Origin of the sequence: Maribacter luteocoastalis (assembly GCF_048890225.1) — a bacterium.
In the GTDB taxonomy this organism is placed as follows: Bacteria; Bacteroidota; Bacteroidia; order Flavobacteriales; family Flavobacteriaceae; genus Maribacter; species Maribacter luteocoastalis.
In genome coordinates, this window is sequence record NZ_JBMFZG010000005.1 from 18,740 (window position 1) to 36,186 (window position 17,447).

Genomic DNA, 17,447 nt, shown 5'->3' on the forward strand with positions numbered 1-17,447 from the left:
AGCGTGCTGATAATGATTTTAATTTTGTTATAAATAGTCCAAAAGACTACAATACTATTCTTCCAGTCTAATATCCAAACCTAATCCCTTAAGTTCGTGCATTAATACATTGAAAGATTCTGGCAATCCAGGTTCTGGCATTGTCTCTCCTTTGACAATAGATTCATAGGTCTTAGCTCTACCGATTACATCATCCGACTTTACGGTTAATATTTCTCTAAGTGTTGCAGATGCACCATATGCTTCTAATGCCCAAACTTCCATCTCTCCAAAACGTTGACCACCAAACTGTGCTTTACCACCTAATGGTTGTTGCGTAATTAATGAGTATGGTCCAATAGAACGAGCGTGCATTTTATCATCTACCATGTGTCCTAGTTTCAACATATATATAACACCTACGGTAGCTGGTTGGTCAAAACGTTGACCGGTACCACCGTCAAATAAATACGTATGTCCAAATCTTGGTATACCAGCTTCATCTGTATAGGCATTAATTTCATCTAAAGTAGCACCATCAAAAATTGGTGTTGCATACTTTCTACCCAACTTAAGACCTGCCCAACCTAAAACGGTCTCATAGATCTGACCAATGTTCATACGAGAAGGTACACCTAGTGGATTTAATACAATATCTACAGGTGTTCCGTCTTCTAAGAATGGCATATCTTCCTGACGTACAATTCTTGAAACAATACCTTTGTTACCATGACGACCTGCCATTTTATCACCAACTTTCAACTTACGTTTCTTGGCAATATAAACTTTGGCCAACTTCATGATTCCTGCAGGTAATTCATCACCCACTGAAATCGTAAACTTATCTCTTCTCAAGTTACCCTGAAGATCATTAAGTTTAATTTTATAGTTATGAAGTAAATCAGCAACAGAACTGTTTGTTTCCGTATCTGTTGTCCAACTTCCACCCACCAAGTGAGCAAAATCATCAACAGAATTTAACATCTTCATTGTATACTTCTTTCCTTTTGGCAATACTTCCTCACCAAGATCATTTAATACCCCTTGGGAAGTTTTACCATTTACAAGAGTAAAAAGCTTTTCTACCAAGACATCTTTAAGTTCTTGGAACTTTACTTCATATTGAAGCTCCAATTTGGAAAGCTCTTCCTTATCCTCAGAACGTTTCCTCTTATCCTTAACAGATCTTGAGAATAACTTTTTATCAATAACGACACCTCTTAGTGATGGGGATGCTTTTAAAGAGGCATCTTTAACATCACCAGCTTTATCACCAAAGATTGCGCGAAGAAGTTTTTCCTCTGGAGTAGGGTCAGACTCCCCTTTCGGAGTAATCTTACCTATTAATATATCCCCAGGTTTTACTTCCGCACCGATACGGATCATACCATTTTCATCAAGGTCCTTTGTTGCCTCTTCAGAAACATTAGGTATATCATGTGTTAATTCCTCTGCACCCAGTTTTGTATCCCTTACTTCTAATGAATATTCATCTACATGAATAGATGTGAATATATCCTCACGTACTACTTTTTCAGAAATAACAATTGCATCCTCAAAGTTATATCCTTTCCAAGGCATAAAGGCTACGGTAAGGTTTCTTCCTAGAGCCAATTCTCCTTTTTCAGTGGCGTACCCTTCACAAAGTACCTGACCTTTCTTAACCCTATCACCTCTTTTAACAATTGGTTTTAGGTTGATACTCGTACCTTGGTTAGTTTTTCTGAATTTTACCAAGAAATACGTCTTTTCATCATCCTCAAAGCTAATTAGCCTTTCAGCGTCTGTCCTATCGTACTTAATGGTGATTTTTTGAGCATCAACATACTCTATAACCCCATCTCCTTCAGCGTTTATCAATACTCTAGAGTCCGATGCCACCTGTCTCTCCAACCCTGTTCCTACAATTGGCGACTGTGGTTTCAATAAAGGTACTGCTTGACGCATCATGTTTGACCCCATCAATGCACGGTTTGCATCATCATGTTCCAAAAATGGAATTAAAGATGCAGAAATAGATGCGATCTGATTTGGAGCAACATCGGTATAGTGAATCTCCGCAGGGTCTACAACAGGAAAATCTCCCTCTTCCCTTGCAATAACCTTATCGGTATCAATTTCACCATTATCCTTTAAAGGAATATTTGCTTGGGCAATTTTCATACCCTCCTCTTCCTCTGCACTTAGATAAACAAAGTTATTAATATCAACAGTGGCATTTTCAACCTTTCTATATGGTGTTTCCAAAAAGCCCATTGGGTTAACTTTGGCAAACACAGAAAGTGAAGAGATAAGACCAATGTTTGGACCTTCAGGAGTTTCAATTGGGCAAAGACGACCATAATGTGTGTAGTGAACATCTCGAACCTCAAAACCTGCTCTTTCACGGGAAAGACCTCCTGGTCCTAGCGCTGACAATCTTCTCTTATGGGTAATCTCTGCCAATGGATTCGTTTGATCCATAAACTGAGATAACTGGTTGGTACCAAAAAATGAATTAATAACAGAAGACAATGTCTTTGCATTAATCAAATCAATTGGAGTAAACACCTCATTGTCACGAACATTCATACGTTCGCGAATGGTACGTGCCATACGAGCCAAACCAACGCCAAATTGAGATGATAATTGTTCACCTACTGTTCTAACACGACGGTTAGAAAGGTGGTCAATATCATCAATCTCTGCCTTTGAGTTTATTAACTCAATTAAATATTTTATAATGGTTATAATATCTTCTTTGGTCAAAACTTGTTTGTCCATTCCAATATCAAGACCCAATTTCTTGTTCATTCTATAACGACCAACTTCACCAAGGTTATAACGTTGATCAGAAAAGAATAATTTATCTATAATCCCTCTTGCCGTTTCCTCATCTGGCGGCTCTGCATTTCTTAATTGACGGTAAATGTGTTCTACCGCTTCCTTTTCAGAGTTGGTTGGGTCTTTTTGTAAGGTATTATGAATTATTGCATAATCTGACTGAGCATTATTCTCCTTGTGTAAAAGGATAGTTTTCACATCAGCCTCAAGAATTTCATCAATGTGTTCTTTTTCAAGAACAGTATCCCTATCAAGAACGATTTCATTACGTTCTATAGAAACAACCTCACCTGTATCCTCATCCACAAAATCCTCATGCCAAGTATTTAATACCCTTGCAGCCAATTTTCGGCCCAAAACTTTCTTAAGACCAGCATTAGATACCTTTACCTCTTCAGAAAGGTCAAAGATTTCTAAAATATCTTTATCTCTTTCAAAGCCAATAGCCCTGAACAATGTAGTAACTGGTAATTTTTTCTTTCTATCGATATAGGCATACATAACGCCGTTGATATCGGTAGCGAATTCTATCCAAGAACCTTTAAAAGGTATTACCCTGGCAGAATATAACTTAGTTCCATTAGCATGAAAAGACTGTCCAAAGAATACACCTGGAGAACGGTGTAATTGAGAGACAACAACCCTTTCCGCACCATTGATAACAAAAGTACCACTAGGTGTCATATACGGTATAGTACCCAAATAAACATCTTGTACAATTGTTTCAAAATCCTCATGCTCTGGATCTGTACAATATAATTTTAACCTGGCCTTTAGCGGTACGCTATAAGTAAGACCACGTTCTATACATTCTTGTATTGAATATCTTGGTGGATCGATAAAGTAATCCAAAAATTCCAATACGAACTGATTTCTTGTATCAGTTATTGGAAAGTTCTCCATGAAGGTATTGTACAAACCTTCATCACCTCTCTGATCAGATTTTGTTTCAAGTTGAAAAAAATCTTGAAAAGATTTGATCTGAATATCCAAGAAATCCGGATATTCCGGAGTATTCTTAGCCGAAGCAAAATTTATTCTTTCAGTCTGATTTGTGAACATCTAAAGACAGTGTTTTGATCGTGAGTACTATTTGGTGGTATACCTCTTCATATACCCAATTCTATAAAAAGGCTTAGGTCTATCCACACAAAGTGGAAAGACCTAAACCAAAAACATTATTGTTGTTGCTATTATTTAAGCTCAACTTCTGCTCCAGCTTCTTCCAATGATTTTTTGATTCCTTCAGCCTCGTCTTTAGAAACACCTTCTTTAACAGCTTTTGGTGCGCTATCTACGATGTCCTTAGCATCTTTTAATCCTAAACCAGTTAATTCCTTAACTAATTTTACTACTGCTAATTTAGAACTACCAGCTGCAGTCAAAATTACATCAAATTCTGATTTTTCCTCAGCAGCTTCACCAGCGTCAGCTGCACCACCACCAGCGGCAACAGCTACTGCAGCAGCAGCAGGCTCTATACCGTATTCTTCTTTTAAAATATCAGCCAACTCATTTACTTCTTTTACCGTAAGGTTAACTAATTGTTCTGCGAAATCTTTTAAATCTGCCATTTTCTATCGTTTAATAAAATTTTAAAATATTTAGTTTTTAGTGCGTACTTATTTTTCTGATAATGTCTTAAGGATACCTGCTAGTTTACCACCACCAGATTTAAGTCCAGAAATAACATTTTTGGCTGGAGATTGTAATAATCCAATAATCTCGCCAATCATTTCTTCCTTAGACTTAATACTCACAAGAGCATCCAAGTTTTCATCACCAATGTAAATTGCCTCTTCCACAAAAGCACCTTTTAATAAAGGCTTTTGTGTTTTCTTTCTGAAATTCTTAATTAATTTTGCTGGACCATTGCCAACTTCCGAAAACATTAAAGATGTATTTCCCTTTAACACTTCTGGTAATTCACCAAATTCCTTTTCAGAGGCTTCCATTGCTTTAGCAAGCAATGTATTTTTAACTACTGCAAGTTTTATGTTAGCCTTAAAACAAGCTCTTCTTAAATCAGAGGTTGCTGTTGCATCCATACCAGATATATCTGCCAAATAAATGATAGAATTATCTGCCAACTGCGTAGTCAAATCCTGTATAACCGTTGCTTTTTCTTCTCTTGTCATAATTGAAATTTTTAACTAGCAGTACTTAAACTGACTTAGGGTCTAATTGAACACTTGGACTCATGGTACTAGACATGAATATACTCTTCATATATACCCCTTTAGCAGCCGTAGGTTTTAGCTTATTTAAAGTTTCCAATAACTCCTTTGCATTTCCTGCCAATTTATCTGCAGAAAAAGAAGCTTTACCAATTGCAGCATGTACAATACCGGTTTTGTCTACCTTAAAATCTATTTTACCTGCTTTAACCTCAGTTACAGCCTTGGCCACATCCATAGTCACAGTACCTGTTTTTGGATTGGGCATTAAACCTCTTGGACCTAAAACACGCCCTAAAGGCCCCAATTTACCCATTACGCTTGGCATAGTGATAATTACATCTACATCAGTCCAACCGTTTTTAATTTTATCCAAATATTCATCTAATCCAACATAGTCAGCACCAGCTTCTTGAGCCTCGGCTTCCTTATCTGGGGTAACCAATGCCAAAACCTTTACATCTTTACCTGTTCCATGAGGAAGTGTAACAACCCCACGAACCATTTGATTTGCTTTTCTTGGATCTACACCCAAACGAACAGCCAAATCTACAGATGCATCAAATTTAGTATTGGTTATTTCTTTCACTAAAGCAGAAGCTTCCTCTAAAGAATATAATTTATCCTTTTGAATTTTGGAATGCGCCTCTTTTTGCTTCTTTGTTAACTTTGCCATTTAATTGCTTTTAAAGATTTTAAAAAGGTCTTTTGCCTGCCACCTTCATACCCATTGAACGTGCAGTACCAGCAATCATACTCATTGCAGATTCTACCGTAAACGCATTAAGGTCAACCATTTTATCTTCGGCGATTGCCTTGATTTGGTCCCAGGTTACACTACCCAATTTTACTCTGTTAGGTTCGCCAGATCCTTTTTTAATCTTAGCTGCTTCCAATAGCTGAACTGCCGCTGGTGGTGTTTTTACAACAAAGTCAAATGACTTGTCTTTATATACGGTGATAACAACTGGTAAAACTTTACCTGGCTTATCCTGTGTACGCGCATTGAACTGCTTACAGAACTCCATGATGTTAACACCGGCAGCACCTAAGGCGGGTCCAACCGGTGGCGACGGATTCGCTGCACCTCCCCTAACTTGTAGTTTAACTACTTTACCTATTTCTTTTGCCATTGTTTAAAATTAAATTGAAAGCGTGTCAATGGAAGCAACACAACTTTTAAATATGTAACAATTATTATTAAATTTTTTCTACTTGCATATAACTTAGCTCCAATGGTGTTTTTCTTCCAAAAATCTTAACCATCACCTCCAGTTTACGCTTTTCTTCGTTAATCTTCTCAACCGTACCATTGAAACCATTGAAAGGTCCGTCAATTACCTTTACGGTTTCGCCAAAAACAAAAGGTATAGCAACACTATCTGTATTCACAGCTAACTCATCAACCTTACCTAGCATTCTGTTCACTTCAGATTTTCTTAAAGGAACTGGATCACCACCTTTGGTTTCACCTAAAAACCCAATTACATTGGTAATGGAACGAATAATATGCACCATTTCTCCACCCAAATTGGCTTTTACCATAATATACCCGGGAAAATAAACTCTTTCCTTATTTATTTTCTTACCGTTTCTGATTTGAATTACTTTCTCGGTGGGAACCAATACTTCATCTAGATAATCAGAAAAACCATGACGCTCTACCTCACTCTCAATATAGCCTTTGATTTTATTCTCCTGACCACTTACAGCTCTTACTACATACCATTTCTTATCTAAAACTTCTGACATTGAGCTAAAATTAGTTTAATACGTAGTTGAAATATATTTTTATTACTTTACTTAACAAGGAATCTACACCCCAAGTTGCCAAGGCAAACAAAATTGAAAAAACGGCCACTATCACCATCAAATTAGATGATTCGGCACGGGAAGGCAACGTAACATTGTTCCTCAATTCTTCAACCGACTCTTTTATATATGTGAACATTTCAACTCTTTTTTAATATTTCAACATATGGGATCAATCCATATCCCTTACTGGCACGGGAGGAGAGACTCGAACTCCCGACACCTGGTTTTGGAGACCAGTGCTCTACCAACTGAGCTACACCCGTATATGAATTACTTTAAGAAAAAACCTAAAAGCACTCATTTATATTTACATTGAAAGGTATCCCGTTTTTTAACGGAACACCCTTACAATGCAATAACTTTATTTATGGATTAATCCAAGATTTTAGTAACCTGACCAGCACCTACTGTTCTACCACCTTCACGGATAGCGAAACGAAGACCAACACTTAAAGCGATAGGCTGAATCAACTCAACAGTAATTGTAAGGTTATCACCTGGCATAACCATCTCAACACCTGATGGAAGCGCAATGTTTCCAGTCACATCCGTTGTTCTAACATAGAACTGTGGACGATAGTTGTTATGGAATGGTGTGTGACGACCACCTTCTTCTTTTTTAAGGATATAAACCTCAGCTTCGAATTTAGCATGTGGCTTAACGGAGCCTGGCTTACAGATAACCATACCACGGCTAATTTGGGATTTTTCAATACCTCTCAACAAGATACCAACGTTATCACCAGCTTCACCCCTATCTAATATCTTACGGAACATTTCAACCCCAGTAATAGTCGAAGTTAATTTTTCAGCTCCCATACCAATAATGTCAACACCATCACCAGTATTTGCAATACCAGTTTCAATTCTACCAGTAGCAACAGTACCACGACCTGTAATCGTAAATACATCTTCAACAGGCATCAAGAAATCTTTATCAACATCCCTTTTAGGAAGTTCGATCCAGTTATCAACAGCCTCCATCAATTCCATAACCGTATCAACCCATTTTTGCTCACCATTCAAGGCACCTAATGCAGAACCTGAAATTACTGGACCATTATCACCGTCATATTCGTAGAAAGAAAGCAATTCCCTTACTTCCATTTCAACTAATTCCAAAAGCTCCTCGTCATCAACCATGTCAACTTTATTCAAGAAAACAACCATTCTAGGAATACCTACCTGACGCCCTAAAAGGATGTGCTCACGAGTTTGTGGCATTGGACCATCTGTAGCAGCAACAACCAAAATAGCGCCATCCATTTGAGCAGCACCAGTTACCATGTTCTTCACATAATCCGCGTGACCTGGACAGTCAACGTGTGCATAGTGACGATTAGCAGTAGAATATTCTACGTGAGACGTATTAATAGTAATACCTCTTTCTTTTTCTTCCGGAGCATTATCGATAGAATCGAAACTTCTCATTTCTGAAAGACCTGCATTTGCCAAAACAGTTGTAATAGCAGCAGTCAATGTAGTTTTACCGTGATCTACGTGTCCAATGGTACCAATATTTAAGTGCGGTTTGGAACGATCAAAAGTTGCCTTAGCCATATTTAATGAATTTTAATCTTAGTTTATATTAGTGTACAAATTTATACCTTAATTGAGCCAATGACGAGATTTGAACTCGTGACCTCTTCCTTACCAAGGAAACGCTCTACCCCTGAGCTACACCGGCGTAAAGTGTTGAACCGATCCAAATAAAAAAGGAAGGGTTCCTGCCTTCGCAGGAATGACATAATAATGTCAAATAAAATAGAGCGGGAGACCGGGTTCGAACCGGCGACATTCAGCTTGGAAGGCTGACGCTCTACCAACTGAGCTACTCCCGCTTATACTTCAAAATCAAAACAACGCAAAATACCAAGGTTAAGTTAAAGTGGGGAGAGCAGGATTCGAACCTGCGAAGACGTAGTCAGCAGATTTACAGTCTGCCCTCGTTGGCCGCTTGAGTATCTCCCCATATAACCAGTATTTTAAGAACTTAGGAGCCGATGGAGGGACTCGAACCCACGACCTGCTGATTACAAATCAGCTGCTCTAGCCAGCTGAGCTACATCGGCACTTTTAACACCTTTTGAGGCATAAAAAAGTCCGCTATTTCTAACGGACTGCAAATGTATAGATTTATTTGTTTATTCAAAACAATTTTTGAAAAATTTTTCTACACTTTTATACGTAATTTTTCTTTTCTCTTTTTTAACCTTCTTTCCAAAGAACTACATGCCACATCTACAGCCTCTTCAAAAGACTTGCACTGCTTCTTAACCATAAATTTATCTTTAGGCACGTTTAGTTTAATTTCAACAATCTTATTTTCTTTTGCACTTGTATTGCCCAGTTTTAAATACACATCTGAACTTATAACCTTATCATAAAAGGTTTCTAACTTATCCAACCTGTTTTGTAAAAAGTTAATCAACTTTACATCGGCATTAAAATTTACTGATTGTGCGTATACTTTCATAAGCTAACAGTTTTGCGTTCCTTACAAATAAAGAACTGATTAAATAATTTCTATCGTTTCTTTGCTCTAGGATGGGACAGTTGGTGAACTTTCTTCAACTCCGCTATACTATTATGCGTATAGACCTGCGTTGACGCCAAACTGGAATGCCCTAATAATTCCTTGACAGCATTTAAATCCGCACCTTTATTTAATAGATGCGTGGCAAAAGTGTGCCTTAAGACATGTGGACTCTTTTTTGTCTTGGAAGACACCTTTCTAAAATACTTATTTATTATTCTATAAACAAGGGTTTCATATATTTTATTGCCTGCCTTTGAAAGAAATAAAAATTCTTTGTCCTTAATGGTTTCCAACTTATTACGCTCCATTAAATAATCTTGAAAATAAGCTTTGGTCTCCATTAGCATAGGCACAATCCTTTCTTTATTTCGCTTCCCCAAAACTTTTATGTTGTTTTGATAAAAATCCACATCAGATACTTTAAGATTTACCAACTCGGCCCTTCGCATGCCTGTTGCGTACAAAATGTGTATTAAAAGTTTATCCCGAATACCTTCAAAACCCACGGGATATTCTATATTAGAAAGCACCATTTCCATTTCTTGTTCCGAAAAAGGAATTTCTATTTTCTTAGGTGTTTTTAAGGCCCTATGCTTAACCAATGGACTGGATTCCAGAACTCCAATCTTTTGAAGAAACTTATAATATGCTTTAAGTGAAGCAATTTTTCTATTTATTGACCGATTACCAATGTCCTTTTCTGACATTGATATTATCCATGACCTAATTATACCGTAAGCCACATTATTAATCTCAACTATCCCATATGCGCCTTGACAAAACTCGGAAAATTCCCCAATGTCTGTTTGGTACGCCTTAACCGTATGCTGGGAATAGTTCTTTTCAAGGGAAAGATAGGAAACAAAATGGTCTAAAGACATAACCAAATTTACCAATTGTTACGATGCATTTGGGTATAGTGCAAAAAAAATCCCGCTTAATGCGGGATTTTATAATTCAATATAAAGACCTAAATTTCCTCTTGGTCTCTTAAACCTTGTATATACTGTGCTTTTTGAATTTGAGCTCTTCGTTCTACTGAAGGTTTATTAAACTGCTGACGTTTTCTCAACTGTCTCATTGTACCTGTCTTATCGAACTTACGCTTAAAACGTTTTAAAGCTCTATCTATGTTTTCTCCTTCTTTTACTGGTATAATTAACATGGGCTACAACCTCCTTTCTTTAGTGATTAGGGCCGCAAATATAAAAACTAATTTGCAATTACCAATCAAATATTGACATTTATTAATAAACTAACTAAATATTAAACCGTCAAAGGTCTATATTCTTTTTTATCTATGACTATTTTAGCAATTATCTCCCTTAAAATCTCAGATGTACCACCACCAATTGGTCCCAAACGACTATCACGAAGTAGCCTTGCCATAGGATAATCTTCAATATAACCATAACCACCTAAAAATTGAAGACACTCATAAATAACCTCATCGGCCATTTTGGTAGATTTCAATTTAGAAATTGTAGCTTCCTTAACTACATAATGCCCTTTATCCAACTTAAAGGCAACGGAATAATTAAATTCCTTGCACATTTCCATATCTGCATATAAATCTGCCACCTTATGGCGTAAGGCTTGAAATTTGTTTATCTTTTGACCAAAAGCTTCCCGTTCAGACATATAGTTCAATGCATACTCCAAGGCATACTCAGCTCTGGCATGCGCATTTATACCCATTACCAATCGCTCAAGGGCAAAATGCTCCATAATGTATGAGAATCCTTTATTCTCCTCGCCCATGAGGTTCGTAGCAGGAATAATGACATTGTCAAACGCTAGTTCTGCGGTATCGGAAGCTCTCCATCCCAACTTGTTCAATTTATTCGCCGTAACCCCCTTGCTATTTCTATCTACCACAAAAATGCTTATTCCCTTATTTCCTAAAGATGGTTTGGTCTTGGCCGCAACAACCATATAATCTGCATAAACACCATTCGTAATAAAAGTTTTAGACCCATTAAGAATATAACGATCACCATCCTTTATAGCTGTTGTGCGCATTCCAGCAACATCACTTCCTCCAAAAGGCTCACTAACACAAAGGCAGCCAACTTTATCCCCAAGAACGCTGGGTTCTAAATATAACTTCTTAATATTCACATCTGCTTCCTTGTTCAAATGGGTCATGGCTAAATAGCCGTGCGCCCATATAGCCGCCGCAAAACCACCAGAGTTGATTTTCTGTAATTCCTCCAGGAGAATAACGGTATAAAATAAATCCAAACCTAAACCACCATCTTTTTCTGGGGTTGCCAAGCCAAAATACCCCATATCTCCAAACTTTTTCCAAATAGAGCGATCAATGGTACCCGATGCCTCCCAATCCTCAATATTTGGAACAACTTCCTTCTGTAAAAAGTCTTTCAGACTTTGCCTAAATAATTGATGTTCTTCCTTGAAGTACATACTCTGCATAGCATTATTTTTTGAGGGACAAATATAGTGCAATTCTATCAATACGATCCTTAGGAAAATCGTTGACTTTTGTCAGTTCATCAAGAGAAAGGATAGTTCCATTGATATTCCTATAATCCACTATACCTTGGGCAACATGTTTTTGCAGATATACTAATTTTGACAACTCTTCAACCGTTGCAGAATTCACATTTATTTTTTCAATTTGAGGTATTTTAATCACTTTAAATTGCTTTAGAATTCTTTTCGCCACTTCAGGATCCAGACCATAAACATCTGATAATTGGTCATCTAGTAAAAAACCTCCCAATCTATCCCTAAATTTTATAATTCTTATAGATAGTTTATCACCAATACCATATACCCTTTGCAACTCGTCTGCTGTAGCAGAATTCAAATCGGTTATTACCGAGGTAGTACTCGATTTTTCCTTTTTATCATGACTCAATTTTTTGATGAATGGAGTAGCGCTGTTTTTTATCCAATCTGGAAATTTGAAAAAAGGTGAAATTTCTATCAAAAGAGAATCTGAAATCTTGGTCACCAGTTGAAATTCCTCATTAGAATTCACAAACTTATTTGTGGCCCTAAATGCATGAAGACGATCTATTTCATCTAAGGACATCCCCAAAGTATATCCTTTATAATCAGATATAAAATTGGGATTAAAGGGATAAACTTTAAGTGTATCCTTTTTTAGGGCTTGTTGTTTTAACAACGTTACTTGCAGTTGTTTCTCAACATCCAGAGTCAAAGGTGGGTCTGGGGCACTAGTATACCTATTGTATACAAAATATCCCACTTGAATGATTACGAGTAACAGAAGTAAATAAAAAATCCCACTTTGTTCTTGCTTGGTGAACTTAAAGTGGGATTTTATAAAACTCATTGTATACTTAATCTAATCTTCTATAGCATCTGTTTTTAACTTAATAGCATCTAAATATCTATTCAATTGCTTTTTCACCACTGGAAACAAGAAGAACAAACCAATCATATTTGGAAATACCATGGCAAAAATCATGGCATCCGAAAAATCCCAAATAGATCCCATACTAGCTGCCGCACCTATTATAACGAAGGTTAAGAAGAGTAATTTATAAACTAGGTCAGCCACTTTACCCCTCCCAAATAAATACTTCCAAGACTGCAATCCATAATAAGACCAAGAAATCATGGTCGATACTGCAAACAATACTACAGCAATGGTTAAGAAAACATTAGAGTAAGGTATATATTCTGCAAAAGCCTTAGAAGTTATGCCAGCTCCTTCAAACGGCATCCCATCTATAAAAACGACTCCAGAACCATCTCCTCCATACTCAAAGAAACCTCCAAAGTTAAATATGATGATTACCAAAGCGGTCATGGTACAAATTAAAACCGTATCAATAAAAGGCTCCAACAATGCAACCAATCCTTCACTTGCAGAATACTTGGTTCTAACCGCTGAATGCGCAATGGAAGCAGAACCCGCTCCTGCTTCATTGGAAAAAGCAGCACGTTTAAAACCAACCAACAAAACGCCGATAAAACCACCAACACCAATTGCTGTTGGATTAAATGCTTCCTTAAAAATTAATGCTATTGCATCATCAATAAATGAATAATTGCTCCCAATAATATAAAGACAGGCCAGAACGTACATTACCGCCATAAATGGCACGACCTTTTCTGTTACGGATGCGATTCTTTTGATCCCTCCAATTATAATGATACCCACTAATAACGCCAAGACAACCCCAATCCAAAATCCTGCTCCCGCACTTTCTAAATTAAACATTTCTTTCAGCACAATAGTTGCTTGATTTGATTGTGCAGCATTACCTCCACCAAACGAGCCTCCGATACAAAAGATAGCGAATATTACAGCGGTTATTTTCCCCAGTGTGGCAAAACCTTTTTGCTTAAGACCTTTGCTTAAGTAATACATAGGGCCGCCATAAACTGTACCGTCCTCACCAACATCCCTGTATTGCACTCCAAGGGTACATTCAACAAATTTTGTAGACATTCCCAATAATCCACAGACCACCATCCAAAATGTAGCTCCTGGACCACCTAAGGCAATAGCTAAGGCAACACCAGCAATATTACCATTACCCACCGTTCCTGAAACAGCGGTTGCCAAAGCTTGGAAGTGACTTACCTCTCCTTCAGAGCTCTCATCCCTTATAGTATCTACTATATCACCATCAATAGCCAAGTCGTCATCCAAACTCACCAAATGTTCCTCAATATCAACATTAGTTAAATCTTGACCTTGGGCAATGCCATCTTCCCCATATAATTCTTTAGCACCATGTTTTTCAATATCCTCATATTTACCTCTCACCGTGTTGATGGCCTTGCCAAAATATCTGATGTTTGGAAAGCCAAAATAAACCGTAAAAAAAGCGGCACTTGCCACCAGTAAAAGTAAAACAAAAGGAGTACCTGCTATTTCGAAGAAAATTACATTTGAGAAAAAATCTGATACAGGTTTAAATGCTTCATCAATTTTCTCATCCAAACCTTTTTCCTGGGAAAAAGAAAACAAAGGCATGACTACGGTAAGTAAGGTAAGAAGTCTATACTTCATAATATTATCTATGATTTTTGAGTTAGTTAGTTATGCAATATCCTAAAAATAATGTAGGCAATCAAATATATGTATGAGTTCCTTATTGAATATGGAACATTTCATTTAGTTTCCTAATCTGCTCTGGCCTTCCCAAAACAATTACCTTACTATTTGGGCGCAATACCAAATCAGCCTCGGGGTTAATGATATATTCCCCTTCTGGTGCAATGTACCCAATAATTGTACATCCTGTTTTTCTTCTTAAGTCTAAATCCCTAATAGAATTACAATCTACCTTATTGGCAAAGTCTTCTATGGCCACCTCTTCTAAATTAATGGTGTGCTCACCTTCCATAGATAATTTATCCATAAAAGTTATCAAATCTGGCATGACTACCAAAGATGCCATATGATCCCCACCTATCTTGTCTGGCATTATGACTTTATCTGCTCCCGCCAAAAACAATTTCTTTTGAGAAGTTACCAAAGAAGCCCTACTGATAATGAATAATCCTTTATTCAATTGTCTAGCAGATAGTACCACGAACAAGTTTGCGGCATCGTCGGGTAAAGTTGCGATTAAATATTGAGCCCGTTCTATGCCTGCAGAAATAAGCACTTCATCATCATTTGCATCACCTTCAATAAACAAAACCTCATTATCATACCTTTCAATAACCTCCTTATCTTTTTCTATAACAACAAAAGGTTTTTTGTATGCCTTTAACCTTTCGGCCGCTTGCATTCCATTTCGTCCAAAACCACAAACAACCACATGGTTGATTAATTTATCAATACTATTTTTCACTTTCTTTTTTTTTAATAGTTGTACGGAGTTTCTACTAAGAATATATTCGGTTATTACAGAAATTGCAAAACCAACTATAAAGACACTTGTAATAATCAGGAAAACAGTAAAAATCTTTCCTTCTGGTCCCATGGGCCTTACTTCCGAAAATCCTACGGTAGTTACCGTAATGATCGTCATATAAAAAGCATCTATCCATGAATAATCCGAGATAAACCGATATCCCATGACACCGAATATCAATACAGCGACCATTAAGAACAGTGCTAAATATATTTTGGAGCGAAATAGTTTTATCATATTTTAAAGATCAAAAACAGATGTACGCTTGGTATAGATCAAATCTTTAATCTTAAGCCAAAACGCCAAAAAAAGGTAAAGGGCAAACCCAAAACCAAGAGTTACAAAAGTGAGATATATGAATGATGTACGAACAACGCGTGCCCTAATCCCAAGTCGCTCCGCAATTCTACCACATACCTCAAATCCCCTTTTTTGAAGATAATGCAATAAACTATAAAACCTTTTCATAAATATAAAATTAGGGCTTTAAATTCAATAAACTTGTACCTACCGCACATTGAAGACATTTGTTTTTCTTACAATAATTGGCATACAGTTCTAAAACCGCCTGACTATCTCTTGCATTGGTTACCGAAACCCCCAAATCCCGATAATTACCAATGATATTATTCTCTTCATTGGTAATCTGAACAATCGTATTGATTATATGCTCATTAAATGGTTCTCCTTTATATTTCAAGTAGCAAAATTTTAACGGCAGTATGGTATTGATAATCAATAGATCAATAAACTTCTTTGATGTACTTTTAACACTGGTAGTAGACTTTTTACCAAAAGTGTAATGGGTTTCCCAATATACACCTGTAGTTACTTTTAAAAACTGATAAAGTTCAGCTACCGAAGCAGACATTACTGTTTGAAACAAATTATTATTTGAGGCATATAGTTGGGCTACCTGTGACAGTCGTATTGTGGGAAAATTGAGAGGTCTTAGTTTAAAAAATTCCGCTCCGTTACCAATAACAGGTTTTAGCGTGTATTTATGGGCAAGAAAATTATAATTTTGCTTTTGATTCGCATAAAACGGGTCTACTGCCTTTTCTGACTTCAACAAACCTGCACTACCAAAAAAAAGTGCTTCTAGCTCATCTTCCTTATTGTATAATTGCCTGATAATTTTAAAATCTATTGATTTACCTATTTCAAAAAATAAATTACCATTAATCTTTGAGCCAAAATTCTTTAACAGCAATATAAAAAGTACCTTTTCCCAATCATTGTTAGATTGCTGTAATAAGTCCAATATCAAATTGGATTTATTTTCAAGCCTTTCAAAATAGAGACGTTCTAACCAATTATTAATTGTGAAAGACGGAATGGAGGCAATATCAGCTTCGCAGCTAATGAACTTATTTTTCCTTTCATCAAATAATTTTTGATAGGAATTGAATAACTCAGAATTGATATAATCCTTTAGCTGCAAGGTAGGTATCACTGAGCAATCCTTTCTATATATAGAAACATCATCTTCCCAAACCACGTGAAGGATTATAGAATCATACTTTGGGTCGTCTTGATGATTGTGGGTATACCAATCAGAGGCATAAATGTGTATCTCTACATTGCCAGCCCAAATTTGCTCCCCAACCTGTAATCGAGCATTAAAAAAATCAGGTCCGCTTAAGAGGTTGTGCGAACCTACATTTTCAATTAAAATTGGCTCACCTTCTGTGGTCTGAAGATTAGAGACTGGAAACTTTCTAAACTTCCAGATGTAATGTAAGAATTCTTCCCTCATCCCCTAAAAATAAAAAACCCGCTGTAAAGCGGGTCATCTATTCTTGTTTTTCAGTAAATTATTCTTCAACATCTCCTTCCCAGTTCATAAAACCACCTTCTAGATTAAAGGCATTTTCAAAACCTAGGCTATTCATTATGGCGCAAGCCTGACCACTTCTATTCCCGCTTCTACAATAAACGTAATAGTTCTTAGTCTTATCCAATTTCTCCAATTCTTCTATAAAACCTTGACCTAAATAAATATCGATATTTTTTGAATTGGGAATAAAACCATCTTCTACCTCCTCTTCGGTACGTACATCCAATATAAATGCATTATCATCTTGTTCTAATTGTGATGCCCATTCTTCTTGTGATAAATCCGCCATAATTTATTTTTTTTTCAAAAATAAAAGATTTAAACAAATCCGTCAGAATTACTTTAACAAAAATTTAATCCTCAAAAATATTTTTGACAAGAATAATTCACATACATTTGTATAT

At 36.6% G+C, this 17,447-nt stretch carries 18 protein-coding genes and 5 tRNA genes; all 23 read right to left on the reverse strand.

Annotated elements, in window-relative coordinates; translation table 11 throughout:
- Nucleotides 1-54: 54 nt before the first annotated feature.
- On the reverse strand, nucleotides 55-3,864 hold the full coding sequence (gene rpoB, locus ACOCEA_RS10705) for a DNA-directed RNA polymerase subunit beta (RefSeq protein WP_420756240.1): 3,810 nt from the start codon (nucleotides 3,862-3,864) through the stop codon (nucleotides 55-57).
- A gap of 131 nt (nucleotides 3,865-3,995) precedes the next feature.
- Nucleotides 3,996-4,376, reverse strand: coding sequence for a 50S ribosomal protein L7/L12 (gene rplL / locus ACOCEA_RS10710; protein WP_420756241.1), 381 nt, complete (start codon nucleotides 4,374-4,376; stop codon nucleotides 3,996-3,998).
- Between the two features lie 48 nt (nucleotides 4,377-4,424).
- On the reverse strand, nucleotides 4,425-4,940 hold the full coding sequence (gene rplJ / locus ACOCEA_RS10715) for a 50S ribosomal protein L10 (protein WP_420756242.1): 516 nt from the start codon (nucleotides 4,938-4,940) through the stop codon (nucleotides 4,425-4,427).
- Between the two features lie 25 nt (nucleotides 4,941-4,965).
- Nucleotides 4,966-5,655: a 50S ribosomal protein L1 gene (rplA, locus tag ACOCEA_RS10720; protein ID WP_420756243.1), complete on the reverse strand. Its 690-nt coding sequence runs from the start codon at nucleotides 5,653-5,655 to the stop codon at nucleotides 4,966-4,968.
- 19 nt (nucleotides 5,656-5,674) lie between these two features.
- Nucleotides 5,675-6,112 carry a 50S ribosomal protein L11 gene (gene rplK, locus ACOCEA_RS10725; protein ID WP_420756244.1) on the reverse strand — a complete coding sequence of 146 codons (438 nt, stop codon included), beginning with the start codon at nucleotides 6,110-6,112 and terminating at the stop codon, nucleotides 5,675-5,677.
- 67 nt (nucleotides 6,113-6,179) lie between these two features.
- Nucleotides 6,180-6,731, reverse strand: coding sequence for a transcription termination/antitermination protein NusG (nusG, locus tag ACOCEA_RS10730; protein WP_420756245.1), 552 nt, complete (start codon nucleotides 6,729-6,731; stop codon nucleotides 6,180-6,182).
- A gap of 10 nt (nucleotides 6,732-6,741) precedes the next feature.
- The gene (gene secE, locus ACOCEA_RS10735; protein ID WP_420756246.1) at nucleotides 6,742-6,930 is read right to left on the reverse strand and encodes a preprotein translocase subunit SecE; all 189 of its coding nucleotides are present in this window, start codon (nucleotides 6,928-6,930) and stop codon (nucleotides 6,742-6,744) included.
- 51 nt (nucleotides 6,931-6,981) lie between these two features.
- A tRNA-Trp gene (locus ACOCEA_RS10740) sits at nucleotides 6,982-7,057 on the reverse strand.
- Between the two features lie 109 nt (nucleotides 7,058-7,166).
- Nucleotides 7,167-8,354, reverse strand: a complete 1,188-nt coding sequence (gene tuf, locus ACOCEA_RS10745; protein WP_420756247.1) for an elongation factor Tu — start codon at nucleotides 8,352-8,354, stop codon at nucleotides 7,167-7,169.
- 55 nt (nucleotides 8,355-8,409) lie between these two features.
- Nucleotides 8,410-8,481 (reverse strand) — tRNA-Thr (locus tag ACOCEA_RS10750).
- A gap of 81 nt (nucleotides 8,482-8,562) precedes the next feature.
- Nucleotides 8,563-8,635, reverse strand: a tRNA-Gly gene (locus ACOCEA_RS10755).
- Nucleotides 8,636-8,683: 48 nt separating this feature from the next.
- A tRNA-Tyr gene (locus ACOCEA_RS10760) sits at nucleotides 8,684-8,765 on the reverse strand.
- A gap of 27 nt (nucleotides 8,766-8,792) precedes the next feature.
- Nucleotides 8,793-8,866: transfer RNA gene (locus ACOCEA_RS10765), tRNA-Thr, on the reverse strand.
- Nucleotides 8,867-8,967: 101 nt separating this feature from the next.
- Entirely contained in the window at nucleotides 8,968-9,270 is a 303-nt protein-coding gene (locus tag ACOCEA_RS10770) for an HPF/RaiA family ribosome-associated protein (RefSeq protein ID WP_420756248.1), read from the reverse strand.
- Nucleotides 9,271-9,320: 50 nt separating this feature from the next.
- Nucleotides 9,321-10,214: a tyrosine-type recombinase/integrase gene (locus tag ACOCEA_RS10775; RefSeq protein WP_420756249.1), complete on the reverse strand. Its 894-nt coding sequence runs from the start codon at nucleotides 10,212-10,214 to the stop codon at nucleotides 9,321-9,323.
- An 89-nt stretch (nucleotides 10,215-10,303) separates the two neighbouring features.
- Nucleotides 10,304-10,498 carry a 30S ribosomal protein S21 gene (rpsU, locus tag ACOCEA_RS10780; RefSeq protein WP_420756250.1) on the reverse strand — a complete coding sequence of 65 codons (195 nt, stop codon included), beginning with the start codon at nucleotides 10,496-10,498 and terminating at the stop codon, nucleotides 10,304-10,306.
- Nucleotides 10,499-10,599: 101 nt separating this feature from the next.
- On the reverse strand, nucleotides 10,600-11,769 hold the full coding sequence (locus tag ACOCEA_RS10785) for an acyl-CoA dehydrogenase family protein (RefSeq protein WP_420756251.1): 1,170 nt from the start codon (nucleotides 11,767-11,769) through the stop codon (nucleotides 10,600-10,602).
- A 4-nt stretch (nucleotides 11,770-11,773) separates the two neighbouring features.
- Nucleotides 11,774-12,658 (reverse strand): ComEA family DNA-binding protein, encoded by an 885-nt coding sequence (locus ACOCEA_RS10790; protein ID WP_420756252.1) that lies wholly within the window; start codon nucleotides 12,656-12,658, stop codon nucleotides 11,774-11,776.
- A 12-nt stretch (nucleotides 12,659-12,670) separates the two neighbouring features.
- The gene (locus ACOCEA_RS10795) at nucleotides 12,671-14,350 is read right to left on the reverse strand and encodes an alanine/glycine:cation symporter family protein (RefSeq protein ID WP_420756253.1); all 1,680 of its coding nucleotides are present in this window, start codon (nucleotides 14,348-14,350) and stop codon (nucleotides 12,671-12,673) included.
- A gap of 82 nt (nucleotides 14,351-14,432) precedes the next feature.
- Complete coding sequence (locus ACOCEA_RS10800) at nucleotides 14,433-15,440, reverse strand: potassium channel family protein (RefSeq protein ID WP_420756254.1); 1,008 nt, start codon at nucleotides 15,438-15,440, stop codon at nucleotides 14,433-14,435.
- Between the two features lie 3 nt (nucleotides 15,441-15,443).
- Nucleotides 15,444-15,671 carry a PspC domain-containing protein gene (locus ACOCEA_RS10805; RefSeq protein WP_420756255.1) on the reverse strand — a complete coding sequence of 76 codons (228 nt, stop codon included), beginning with the start codon at nucleotides 15,669-15,671 and terminating at the stop codon, nucleotides 15,444-15,446.
- Between the two features lie 10 nt (nucleotides 15,672-15,681).
- Nucleotides 15,682-16,962 carry a DUF2851 family protein gene (locus ACOCEA_RS10810; protein ID WP_420756256.1) on the reverse strand — a complete coding sequence of 427 codons (1,281 nt, stop codon included), beginning with the start codon at nucleotides 16,960-16,962 and terminating at the stop codon, nucleotides 15,682-15,684.
- Between the two features lie 58 nt (nucleotides 16,963-17,020).
- Complete coding sequence (locus ACOCEA_RS10815) at nucleotides 17,021-17,332, reverse strand: rhodanese-like domain-containing protein (protein WP_420756257.1); 312 nt, start codon at nucleotides 17,330-17,332, stop codon at nucleotides 17,021-17,023.
- Between the last annotated feature and the right edge of the window lie 115 nt (nucleotides 17,333-17,447).